5 protein-coding genes are annotated in these 13,159 nt (G+C 63.7%); 2 read left to right on the forward strand and 3 right to left on the reverse strand.

Translation table 11 applies throughout. The features are described from left to right. Window positions 1-157: 157 nt before the first annotated feature. Together NR126_RS28010 and mnxG are read right to left on the reverse strand one after the other, a co-directional pair. Window positions 158-1,612, reverse strand: a complete 1,455-nt coding sequence (locus NR126_RS28010; protein ID WP_256832450.1) for a PAAR domain-containing protein — start codon at window positions 1,610-1,612, stop codon at window positions 158-160. A 171-nt stretch (window positions 1,613-1,783) separates the two neighbouring features. Further along, complete coding sequence (gene mnxG, locus NR126_RS28015) at window positions 1,784-7,612, reverse strand: manganese-oxidizing multicopper oxidase MnxG (protein WP_256832451.1); 5,829 nt, start codon at window positions 7,610-7,612, stop codon at window positions 1,784-1,786. Window positions 7,613-8,112: 500 nt separating this feature from the next. Here mnxG and NR126_RS28020 point away from each other — a divergent pair, with 500 nt between their 5' ends. Further along, window positions 8,113-9,504, forward strand: a complete 1,392-nt coding sequence (locus NR126_RS28020; RefSeq protein WP_027618451.1) for a hypothetical protein — start codon at window positions 8,113-8,115, stop codon at window positions 9,502-9,504. 35 nt (window positions 9,505-9,539) lie between these two features. After that, window positions 9,540-11,849, forward strand: a complete 2,310-nt coding sequence (locus tag NR126_RS28025) for an Ig-like domain-containing protein (protein ID WP_256832452.1) — start codon at window positions 9,540-9,542, stop codon at window positions 11,847-11,849. Window positions 11,850-12,161: 312 nt separating this feature from the next. Here NR126_RS28025 and NR126_RS28030 read toward each other — a convergent pair whose 3' ends face one another. Further along, entirely contained in the window at window positions 12,162-12,983 is an 822-nt protein-coding gene (locus NR126_RS28030; RefSeq protein WP_256832453.1) for a transporter, read from the reverse strand. Window positions 12,984-13,159 lie beyond the last annotated feature (176 nt).

The following is a 13,159-nucleotide window of genomic DNA, read 5'->3' on the forward strand; positions in this document are numbered from 1 at the left end:
GCAATGGATGCACTGGAACGCTGGCGCATGTCCTCGTAAGGCTCGCCAATCACCAAAGCGATTTCCTTTTCCGACTGTGCGTCGATCCACCAGACCAACAGCCCGAGCAATACCAAGCCCAAGGCCCACCGTTGCCAACCAACAGGACGAAGCAGACTCATCGCACACCCCCGCCGACGGAAATATCCCGGATCGCTTGCTCGACTCGGAAGCGATCACCGCCTTGCAGCAGTTGATGAAACTGGGCTGCCGCCCTGAGTACAAAAGCCATGCGTTGCTCGATATTGGAAAGGTCGGCCAGTGGATTATTGCCGAAGCCGATGGTGCGTCCGTCATCGACGGCGACACACTGACTGGCGAGGGTCAATTCGATTGGCTGAGCGGCACCTGGCAACAAGTTGGTCACGTACGCCAGGTGATTTCCACGGAGCAAGGCAACCAATAACGGATCGCTGTACATCGTTGGCTGCAAGATATTGACCTGTTCGTGTGTGGCGAGGTCCTTAACACTTTCCGCAATCCTGCCCATCTGAATTGCTCTAAAAGCCTCCAGGATTTCTGTGTGGCTGCCACCAAACTGAAGCTTTTCCTGCTCCACCGGCCACAACACCGAACCCGCACCATCGTTATAAATATGCTCCCGCACCCTCAAACACGACTCCAACGCCCCAAACCCCTGCTGCATATAAAACACATGCAACGGATACACATCCAAAAACAGCGTGGTATTGCCCATCGCAAGCATGTCGTACACGTGCCTGTACAACTGCTGCACCGACGACAGCGACTCCCCTTCACGACGCCAATCAATCCCCGGCAACGGATTATCTCGGCTGGCCTGCTCGTGCTCGCGGCGGGCCTGTTCAAACTCTTGCAATTTCCTTTCACGCTCCCGTGCACCACCGCCGAACAGACCGAAGAACCCCCGCCTGGCGCTGTCCTTACGCTCAGCAAAGGTTTGCTGTTCGGTCTCGATCTTGTCGATGGAGCCGGCGGCATGCAGCAGGCCGCAGCCGACCTGTTTCGAGGCGAAGGCCGCGAGGCCGGCCCATTGCAAGCGCGGGTCCTCCAGCCATAAGCGGGCGTAGGCGGCGTTGATTGCGCGGTTGCGGGCCTTGGGGTCGGCGATCAAGGTGCCGCCGGGGGCGACTATGGCTTCGGCCATTTTCTGGTAGGCGCGCCAGGCGTGCTCGCAACCTTGGGTCTGCGGGGTTGAAAACACCGCCGGGGCGGGCTGCGAGGCCTGGGTGAATGCTGAGGGTGCGGGTGCATCAGGCAAGGGCGGTTCGGCGTAGGCCGGGTGATTGCGCGGCAGTGCGACGGTGCCTTCAAAGCTTTGACTGCGGATGGTCTGGCTGGAAACCAGTCGTGGTGAGGGATCGCAGTTACAGCGGCAGAGGTCGTCACCCAGTGCGGCATGGCGGCCGTCAATGGTATCGATCAGGTGTGGACCGTCGATGGCGATGTAGCCGGTGCTTTCGCACTTGGGGCACCAGACTTCATCGCCTTCACACGCCATGGGCTGGCCGTTGATGGTGCAGCGGGGGTTGCCGGTTGTAACAGTGCCTTCGGCGGTGGTTTTGTCACCGACCATGATGTGAAAGCGCTCCATTCGACGTATGTCCTTATCGTTTTTTTCGAAAGGACGCACGCTAGAGGAGGCGCAGATTGGAAATAAATCAGACGTTTCTTTGGATGCTGTAATCCGCTTCCGTAATTGTGTTCTCCTTAAGAGAAAAGCAGCCTGGGGACTTTCGCCTCCAGGCTGTTTTGTCTCCACTCGCTATTGGGCCACCCCCGGCAGCGGCTCATCACTCACCCGCAACAACCCCCACATCCCGCCCAAATTGCCGAACGCCGCATAGTCCCGGTACAGGTAATCCCCTGCCACCGCGTTGGCGCCGCCGGCGCTGGGGAACATGAAGCTGAAGTGGGCGGCGGGGAGTACGCTTTCCTGGGCGCCGATGTACATGGCCATGGGGTTGTAGCCGAAGCGCACCGAGCCGATGCCGGCGTCTTTCATCGGATAGCCCCAAAGGTCGACCCGTTCGGCCTGGAACGGGTTGAACGCCCAGATGTGGCCGTCGAGCTGGAAGGTCGCGCCACGGCTGCCGCCCGAGGGCATCAGTATGTGGGTGCGGAATGGCTGGCCGGGTTTGACCCGCAGGATCGGGGTCACCGGGTCGCCACCCACCAGGCTGTTGCTGTAGGCCCGGTGTGCATCGGGCACCGCGCCCAGACCATTGCCGCCGGCCTGGCCAAAGGGTGCGTCCGGGGCGCGGGCGAAGCGGTACCACAGCGGCTCGCTCTTGTAGTTGATGGCCATGTCCGAGTTGTCTTTGGGGTCGTTGGGCACGCCCGGCCCCTCCGACGCCATGTTCTCCACCGGCAAGCCGTTGGCCCAGCGCATGTTCAGCGACTTTTGCCAGACCATCGCGAAATCGCGATACGGAGTGCCACCGGGCGCCTGCACCGTGGCCGAGGCCCGGGACGCGGCGTCCTCCTGCCAGGTCGAGCCCGGCGGGGTGATGGTCATGGCCGCCACCAGGCCTTTCTGCGGTTGCTTGATCGGGTCGGCCGGCATCAGGTTGAGGCCGCCGAACTCGATGGGCGTGGCCTGGATTACGTCGACGTTGCGCCCCAGTTGCGAGGCCACCGGTTGACCGGCGCGCTCCAGGTGTCCGGCGTAGTACTGGTAGGTGCGGCTCGGCCAGGCCCCGCTGCTGCCGACCCGTGGCGCCACGGTTTGCACCGGGTTGCCGCCGACGTTGAAGCCATCGGACTTGCTGACGTCGTAGGTCAGCAACTGCGCATGCAGGCCAACGTGGCTGGAAGGCCGCATCAGGTTGTTGTTGAAAGTGCTCGAACCCTGCGCGCCGGAACGATCACGCTTGACCGTGCCTTGCATCACCGCGTTGTTGACCAGGTCCGGCATCACCAGCGGCAGACGGTTTTCCAGGGTGATGTTGATGCAATCGCCGGCAGCGGCGCGCAGCACCAGCGGCTCGATCGGCACCCCGGGCTTGAGTTTGCCGCTGACTGGGTCGAGGTCGGCCTTGCGCACATAGAGGATCGCGGTCGGGTCATGCAGCGGCCCGGACTGCCCGCCAATGGTGAAGGTCTCGCCATCCTCGGGATCGAAGACGGTTACCTGCGGCACCGTCACCGGCCTTGGGTTGTAGACCAGGGTGCCGCCCAGCGGATTGAGCGGACCGCCGACATGCTGGCCCTCGCCTGCGGCATCGCCAATGGTCAGACCCAGCGGGTTGGCGAGGATGTCGTTGGCCAGCGCCGCAACCACTTCATAGTTGCGCTGCACCGTTGGCCGGGTACCAATGCCGTTGGGATTGGGCCCGACGCGCGGGCACACGCCATTGAAGTTGGCGGTGTTGCGCGCGGTCACCGGCCGCGGGTTGTTGGGCAGCGGGAACAGGTCGCTGCGGCTCTGCGAGTAGTTGCGCATGATGCCCCACAGGCCGCTCCAGTAACCCTCCAGGGACGCATCCATGGAATACAGGTAGTCGCCGGTGTCGCTGGCGGCGCTGGACATCATCGCCACCGGCGCCATGAAGCCGAACTGCTCGGAAATCGCGATCATCTGCGAAGCCTTCCAGCCGGTGTTGGAACTGTTGCCAAAGCCACTGCCGGAATGCAGCCATTTGACCCCGTGCATCGTCACGTTGTGCTCCTCTTCATGGCCACCGGCATTCACCCGCAGGCGTACGTTGTCACCGGTGTAGGTGCGCAAGATCGGGGTGAACGGATCGCCCGGCATGTCGCCGCGATTGATGTGCGCCGGCATCAGCGTGACGCCGCCAGTCGGCCCGGTCGCCGAGCGGATCGCACTGGGCGCCAGGTTGAGCGCCGGGATCGCCCGGTCGGTGCGGCTTTGCAGGGCGTAGGCCAGGTCACCGGCCAAGCCATCGGCCTGCATCCCGGGCTTGCCATCCGGCGCGATCTTGTTCGGGTCGTAGATGCGCAGCCCCAGCGGTTCGTGGCGATAGTTGACGACGAAGATCCCCGGATCGGAGGCCGAGATCGCCTGCGGGCAGGGCCGTGTCGGGCAGGTCAGCAATTGCCCGCTGGCCACTTCCAGCACCGAATCCAGCCGATTGGCCGCCGCCTTGCGCCCCGGCGGGTTGATCGCGTAGCGGAAGCTGTCGGCGGTGGCCGGGAAAGCGCCCGCATTGGGGATGCCATCGGGGCCGGCGCCGACATACACGCCGGCTTCATAGGCGTGCTGGAAGTCGCTGAACTCGAGGAAGAACTCGCGGAAGCTGTCGTTCTTGCTGTCGCCGTCGAGGTCGCCGGTTTCGATCACCGCCTGCCACGACGTCGGACCGCCGTCCTGGCGCCCGCCGCCGTTGTACAGGGACTCACCGGTCTCGGCGTGGTACCACTTGGAGCCCGCCGGTTCGGCCAGCACCGTGGCGTACATGCCCACTTGCTGATGGGTCGATGGGCCGAGGTGGTCATGGGTGAAGATGTTGCCCAGGCCGCGATCGATGTTGTGGACGTTGAGCACCGGGTCGGCGAACCAGCGTTGCAACATGGTCCGCGCGCCGAGCCAGTCGGCGCGGTTGAACTGGCCGAAGAACGGGTGCTGCTTGGCCACCGGGCAATCGCCGGAACCTTCGCGTGGATCGCCGGCCTGGCAATTGTTGAAGCGGCGAATGGCGTGGATGCGCTCGATCACAGTGGACGGCGAAAGCACCCCGTCCTCGTAGTTCCAGCCGTTGGCCGAGCCGTCGGCGGCGGTCAGGTCCCACTTGGGCAGATGGATGTGCTGGCCGATGACATCGGTGGGCGTGCGCACCTGGAAATCGTCCAGCTCATACACCGACGGCACCAGGTTGGTGTGCTGGTACAGGGTGCAGTCGAAGGTGTTCATGCGCATCACCAGAGGCTCCGGCGGACGCTGCTTGGTGATCACCGGCCAGGCGTCTTCCCACAGGGTCAGGATGCGGGTTTGCGGGAAGTGGTAGCCGACCTTGTTGAACACCGCGTCGAACTGGATATTCGCGCCCTTGTAAACGCGCGGGTGATCGGCACTGAACGGCGAGGCACCGCTGAATGACTGGGCGTCGAGACGCTCGCCACTGTTGAACATGCCGGCACCGGCGCTGCGCAGCAGGCGCTTTTGCCGGTCGTCCATGCACGGCTCGAAGAACGGCGCACCAGCCACCGGCGGCGCACCGTTGGTGAGAAAGTTGCGCGGCTGCAGTTCACCGCTGGGCAGCACGGCGAAGCTGGGGTGGGACGGCTTGGCGTGGAAGGCCATGGCCGCCTGTTCGACCTCGGTGCCCTCCTCCGGGAAATACACCGGCTTGGCCCGCTCCAGCGACTTGCTCATGTCCAGCGAAGTAGTGCTCACTTGCGCCTCACCGCCCGCCGCCCAGCCATCCAGGCCATGCCGTGCCAGACCGCCGTCCCAACCACCGGCCTGGGCCGGATCGAGCGCCGACCATAAGGCCTTGCCGCTGTCGCGCAGGGCGGTGGCGGTAGGTGCGTCGAGCATGTCCAGCGGTGGAGTCGGCGGGCGTTGGCCGACGGTGCTTTCGAGGCCGCCGATCCAGAACGGATAGCCAGGGTTTTTCAAGCTGCCATCGGCGTTGCGGTTGGCTTCGCTGCGGTCGACCAGGGCCAGAGAACCGACCACTTTCGGCCCACCGTGAGGCGAGTCATCGTCGCCCGCCTCGTGCTCGGCGACTTGGGTTTCGCCACTGATTTTCGGAATCACCACCACTTTACCCGGCATCGGCGGCAAGGCTTTGCCCGGCAACGGCACGACCGCCGGAATCGGCGTACCGGCGACGATTTCGCCATCGGGCAGGGCCCGCGCACCCGTGGCTGGCAGGCCGCTGCGCAAGGCGAACGGCTCGGCGTGGTAGTCGTTGATGCCGTCCTGGGTCACCGCCAGCCGCGTGCCTTCTTCAAACACATCGTGGATGCGCCACATGGCCCACATGCCCTGGGCGAAATGCGGGTAGAAATGGCAGTGATAGATCGCATCGCCGACCACCCGATTGCGGTTGCCGGAGCCGCCGTGGGCGATCTCGTAGGTGTATCCCGAACCCGGGCCGACGCCCTGGGCGTCCATGTAGTCGGAGTTGTCATCGTTGGGGTTGAACAACCATTGATGGCCGTGCAGATGGAACACGTGCTGCTCGTAGCCGACGCTGATATTGCGAAATTTCACCGCATCGCCGAGGTAACTGTGGGCGACGTTGGACGGCTCGGCCGGGTACAGAGCCATGCTCGCCTTGATCCCGACACTGTCGGCCGGCGGTGTCTGGCTCGGCGCAAGGGTTTCCAGGCCAGTGTTGGCCGGGACATCGACCTGCATGGCGATATCGCCGGTGGCGTGGGCACTGAGGAAGAATTCTTCGTAGGCGCAGGACAAACAGTCATGCATCGGCCCGACCCCCACGCGATTGGCGATGACCTCGGCACCCATGCCGCCGGAACCGTAGTTGACCATGAAGGCGTCGCGCGCCGGATCGAGCATCTGGCCGAACACCGGGTCGCCCCAAAACCCGGGGAACGCCTGGATCACCGCCGACTGATCATGGAACACCGCCGCGAAATCGCGGAACGGTTCCAGCCGATTGGGCAGGCTGGGGTTGCGTCGGCCCTGGCTTTCCAGGGGATAGGTGGTCGGTGGGAAGCTGCCATCGGCGTTCGGTCCCATGACGATGGCGTCGGCATTACTGGCGATGATCTCGTTGCCGTCGACCATGCTCAGGATCGGTTTGCCGGCCTTGCCTTCGGCAATCCAGGGTTGCTGCACCGGGTAGCGCGCCTGGTAGTCGATCACCGGCTGGCCCGCCGGCGTGCGCCCGCGCGTGGCCAGGCGCAGGTCTTCTTCGGTGACCGTGTTGTGATAGGCGCGACCGCCTTTGGGCAGTACCACCACCTGGCCGAACAGGCCGTTGCCGACGTTGCCCGAAGAGCCCTCGCTGCCGAAGGTGGCGCCGTAGCTGGTGGCAACAAAGGTGCCTTCGCGTTCGGCGTACAGGGTGTAGCTGCGGCTTTGTCCGGGGGACAGCAGGGTGTTGTCGTTGCGCCCGCTGTTGGCGGAAATATCGTTGATCGAACCGAACGCCTGCAGGCCGTTGACCTGGAAACCGACATGCCGATCAGCGACTTGGGCATCGACGTGCAACTCGCCGAGGGCCGGGTTCTCGTGGTCGTTGCCCTGGCCATTAGGGTTGGCCTGGAACCCCAGCAGGTTTTGCAGGTTGACCGTCAGGCAATCACCGGCGGCGACCCGCAGCACCAAGGGGCGCGGACGCTTGTCCGGGCGCAGAGTGACTTGACCGGGGGTGGCGCTGCCGCCCTGGGTGATCAGCAGACCGTTGCTGTCGACCACGTCGGCGCGCAGGGCGTACATCATGCCGTTGGGGTTGTGCGCGCCGAGCCGGTTGAACATCAGCGGCTGGTCCATGGCCACGACATTGGCGACCAGAGTGCGCTGGCACTGCACCGCGGCTTCGGCGAATTCACCCCCGGCCAACCACACGCCGGCAAGGACCGCCAGGCCTTGGGGTTTTCGCAACCAGGAGCGGATACGTTCGAGTTCAATTCCAGTGTGCAGTTGGGCGCAGATCATGTCGGCAGGCCTCCCAGTCAGTGGATCCAATGTCTGACTTGGCTTGGCAAAATCTGCGCCACAAAAAAAATCGTTTTTGATTCAACGAGTTGGCGGCCACCCCCGAGCATGGGTAGCTATTTGTCCGACGTCCCCCACTTCTGGCATGAAAAAGCGTCCCCACTGCGGAGGAAATTTTCCCCAGCAATGGGGCACTTGCCCCTGCACCCACTTTTTTGCCTGCTCCAAGGGTGCATTGGCAACTTAATCGTCATATTTGGACACAACTTCACTTTTCCACGGCCCGGGTTTCCGCGCGCACCCCTTATAGAACCTCACGCCGTGACCTGCGGCATGCCGTCAACGCCCTCCTCTCTTTATACCGCCTGGTCAGCTGCACCCGCTCGAATCACCCGCTTTGTGGTCCTTCCAAGCAAATCGGCACGATCGTTGCTCAAGCCGATTCGACACCCTTCGACCGAGCTGTACCTCAGCCAGCGCCATTTCGAGAGGACTGCATCATGCACAACAGATTGACCCTACTGGCAAGTTCGATCCTGCTTGCGTCACTCAGCAGCGGGACGACACAGGCCGCACTCTACGCCGTAGACCCGGGAGTTCCCGGTGCGCGTCCCTATCCTCTCGAAAGCGGCAACAAGACCGGTTATGCCGCGTGGTACCAGGACACCCATGGCCGGACCCTGGACCTGTGCCTGAGCAAGGCGGTCAGCTCGCGAGTCGCCGGGGCGCCCGGCGTGCCTTCGTACATGTGCATCCTCAACCCGGCACCGGGCCAGTTCGATGACACCCAGGCGGTTGTGTTTCCAACCAACTTCCCCGATGAAACCTTCTGGTTCGCCGCCGACGGTTCGATCACCGACGCCGCCCGAGGCATCGACCTGGGCTACGGCGCGGCCATCGAAGCCGCGTTCAACGGCGAAGTCGCCGATGGCAACCAGCAGAGCTTTGCGCGGATTCGGATTCGCGTAGATGTGCCGGTTGCCGGCGTCTACACCGTCACCCACCCCTATGGCGTCGACGTGTTCAACGTCACCCCCGAAGAGTTCACCGACACCGGCGGCACCCGCGCGATCAACATGACCCGCGACATCGGCATCGGCCCATCCGGCGACTACACCGGCGCGCTGAAAGGCGACATCGGCCCGTTCCTGCGCAGTGTCAATGGCCCCTACACCGAGACCAACCCGGATACCGGCCAGCAGGAAAAATTTGTCGGCGACCCGAACGTCGAAGAGCAAGTCACCGGCAGCCCGTTCAATACCAACTTCCTGCGGATCCAGGGCCCGAACGGCATCGACATCCGCAGCGACGTGTTCGCCGTTTCCGGCAAGCTCAGCGCCGTCGATCTGCCGGCTCCGGCCCTGGTCAAACGCGCCAGCTACTCGCGGGGCAATACACCGACTGGTGTGGTCGCGCACCAGGACGTGTTCACCCTGGCGCCGCCGCCACCTGGCACGGTGATCTTCCTCGACAGCGCAGGCACGGCCGTGACCATGACCGAGGCCAATACCACCGGCAGCTGGTTTGGCCAGTCGGCCGTCAACCCGACGGTACCGGCCACCCTGCAAGTGACTGCCGACAACCACCTGGCAATCCCCACCGCCCTCCCGCCCACCACCGTGCCCGTGCCGTTGACCGACCTGGTCACCATCACCCGCGCCCAGTACAGCCGCGGCAGTGGTCTGTTGACCATCGACGCCTCGACCAGTGACCGCCTCACCCCACCCGTCCTGAAAGCCTATGCCGGCAGGAGTGGTGCGCTGATCGGTGAACTCGCCGGCGCCGCCGACAAGACCCTGTCACCGCCCGGCGGCACCGTTCCGCCGGCGACCATTCGGGTGACTTCGGCGAACGGCGGTAGCGATACAGAAGAAGTGGTCATCGTCCCATGACCCTTTCGAATTCGAATAGAGCGCCAGGAGGTTTCATGAACACGTGGCCACGTTTCATCTTCAACACACTGAGCCTGTCCATCGCCATGGCCGGCAGTGCCAGTGCCGCCCTGCAGAGTTTCGACCCGGGGCCCTACACCCTTGCCACCGGTCGATTCCCGATGTGGTATCAGGACTTCAGCAACGTCAAACTCGAGCTGTGCCTGGCGAAAACCGTCAGTTCGCGGGCACCGGGCACCCCAGCTGCCCCGGGCTACATGTGCACCATTCCTCCGGAAGGCACGTTCAATCCCGCAGAGCCGATCATCTTCCCGAACAACTGGCCAGGCGAAAGCTTCTGGTTCACCGCTGACGGCAGCGTCGGTGATCGTACCTACGGCATCGAGCAATATGTGGCAGCCCTGGAAGCGGTCGCCGGCGAAGGCGAGATCGTCGATGGCGAACAGCACAACTTCGCCCGGATCAGGATCCGGGCCGCCGTCCCTACCGCCGGCATGTACACCGTGCGCCACCCCTATGGCACCAAAACGTATGTGGTGGCTGCCGCTGACGTTGGACGGCGGGCGATCAACGATACCAGCGACGTCGGTATCGCCACGCTCAACTACGCAGGTGCCTTGCAGGGCGCCCTCGGCCCGTTCCTCTACAGCGCCACCGCGCCCAATATAATGACCAACGCAGCCGGCGCGGAAATCGCCCGCTACTTCACCGAGCCCAACCCGGAAACCGGGGTGCAGGACAAGTTCATCGGCGACCCGAACATCACCGATACGGTGCGCGGCAGTCCGGTGCTCGATGCCCAGGGCAACCCGCAGAACTACCTGGAGATTTCCGGTCCGGCGGGCACCCTGCGCACCAACCTGCTGGCGATCTCCGGCAAGCTTTACGACGACCGCACCCAGACCCCGATCGAGGTCGAACGCGTCACCTACCAGCGTGACGCCAGCGGCTCGCAGGTCGAGGTGTTCGCCGACTCGCACCGCACCAACGACAGTACCCATGTCACCAGCCCGGCGGCGTCGGCGGTCTGCTACCGCACCACCCTGACCCTGGTGGGCACCCCGGGTGGGCCGTGCATCGCCGGTGCAAACCTGGCCACCGACAACAATGGCTACTTCTACACCCGCTTCGTCACACCGGCCGCCCCGCCTTCAGTGGTGGTGTTGACCGCCAGCGAAACGGGCGGAACCACCAAAGCCACGGCGGTTTCACGGACCCCGATCGATGTGGTGAAAATCAGTGCCGCGCAATACGATCCGGCTAACCACCGCCTGACCATCAGCGCCACCTCCAGCGATCAGGTGCTCAAACCTGACCTGATTGCCCAGGGTTACGGTCCGCTGCCGGGCAACGGCAATCTGGTGATCAACGATGTGCCGCAGCCACCGGAAAGCGTGACGGTCAAGTCAGCTGCCGGCGGCGTGGACAGCGAACCGGTGGTGGTCGGTGGTATCGCCGATGCACCTGGCGAGAACGGCAAGCCACTGGCGGTGGCCGATAACGCCAGCACCAGTTCGGGCGTACCGATCACGGTCAATGTCCTGGCCAACGACAGCGATCCCGACGAAGACACCCCGCTGACCATTGGCAGCGTCACGCAGCCGGGTACAGGGCAAGGCACGGTGGCACTTAACGGCACCACCAGCCTGACCTACACCCCACCGACCACCAACGTGCCGGTGACCGCGACCTTCTCCTATATCGCCCGGGACAGCAAAGGACTGGCCTCGGAACCGGCCCAGGTCACGGTCAGCGTCAGTCCGAACCAGGCACCGGTGGCCAACAACGACACCGCCGCCAGCCAGGGTGGGACCGCGACCATCAACGTCCTGGCCAACGACGCCGACCCAGAAGGCAACAACCCGCTGACCGTGATCATCCTGAGCCAGCCGGCAGCCGGCAGGGGCAGCGTGACCACCAACGGCACCGTGGTGAACTACACCGCACCGCAGCCGCTCACCAGTGCCTTTACCACCACCTTTACCTATCAGGTGAGGGATTCGCTGGGGGCACTGTCGACACCGGCCACGGTCACCGTGCAGGTCACTCCGTTGGCCACCCAGGAGACCCTGGTCCTGACCACCGCCGAGGCCCGGTCACGTTCCAACAACCGCTTCACCTGGGACATCTCCGGGACGTCCTCGGCAGTGGTCGGCAACACCATCACTGTGCAGGTCAGTACTGCCAGTGGCCTGGTCACCCTGGGCACCGCGACCGTCCCGGTCACTGGCCGCTGGCGCTTGACGGCGACCACCACGACCATCGTGCCGAGCGCCACCAACCCGACCGTCACCCTGCGCTCGTCCTTGGGCACCGTGCGCACCGCGCCGCTGGTGGTCCAATAGCAACCGACCCCGCCTCCTTCAACGGAGGCGGATTTCCAATCCCCGCAATACGGTCCATCGATAGCAGTCGATGGACCGCCTCTCCCCTCGCCGCTCGGCCCTTCACTAGACACCAGCAAAATGCTCAGTCACAGAATTTGCCGTTGCCTGAACTCAACTGTGGGAGCGAGCCTGCTCGCGATGGCGGCGGCACATTCAACATCTATCAGGCTCGCTCCCACAGGGGATTCAGGGTGCCTGCATAGCGTGTGATCTGCCGCGAAACCCTGCAGGGGCTGGCCTTTCTGGCCCGCACAGTTGGCGGCCCTCTCCTCACCTTGGAAACAACAAGGTCACGGCAAAACGAAAGCCCCACCCCTGCGGCCCATCTTCCGGGCTGTCGAGCCAATACCGCGGCCCGGCCTGCACCGTCAGCGGCTGTCCACTGATTTTCAGCAACTGGGTCACCGTCAAATTGACCGGCACAGCCCACTCCCGCGACTGCCAGTCGTAGGTGGATTCAGTGTTCACCCCGTAGGTGGTCAGAGTGCTGGTGGTAAAGGACAGGAACGGTTGCAGGAACGTCTGATTAATCTTCTGCTTGTCATCCGGCGGGCTGCCGTCCAGGCCCCAGATATGGTTGGCGAGTACGCCGTGGGTCCAGCCATTGGCCTGTTGCAACGCCACCACCGTCGGCCCCATGCCCCACTGCTCGCTGCCAAGCAATTCATCACTGCCGGTGGGAATCAGAATCGCCGGACCGGCACCGAGGATCCAGCCACTGGCCGTGGGCTGCTTCGGCGAAAAGAAAAAACTCTGGGTGATATCCCCCACCCCGGACTTGTCCGCCCCGCCACCGTCCACCAGGCCATGTTGATCAATGATCGGCAGGATCGTCCGCGAAATCAGGTTCCACTCATCATTCAGGGCAAACGGCAGCACCGGCTGGATATTGGCCACGCTGTGCATGCCCTCGCCACTCGGCCCCATCTTCTGATCCCAGTTGTACTGCACCGGCAGGCTGTACATCGCCGCCACCGGGTTCAGGGCTTTTTTCGCCAGTTCTGCCGAGTCTTCGGCCTGGGCGTTGGGGATGAGGCACAAGGCAGCGGCGAAGGCTGAAGAGGTGAAGCGGTTTTGCCTGTTTGAGCGCATGGGTGATGCCCCCTGTGGGTGACTGAAGCGCAGCAAGGGGTAAGCGTAGGTGTTGGAGGGTGATGTGCAATCAGGGTGAGAATCAGCAGCTAAGAAAACCTTATTGTGGAACAGGACAACCGGGGGTGTCAGAAATTTTGTGTTCGGGCATAACATGAGTAAGAGGTGCATGTATG

It is taken from the genome of Pseudomonas sp. Pse1, from assembly GCF_024519635.1.
In the GTDB taxonomy this organism is placed as follows: domain Bacteria; phylum Pseudomonadota; class Gammaproteobacteria; order Pseudomonadales; family Pseudomonadaceae; genus Aquipseudomonas.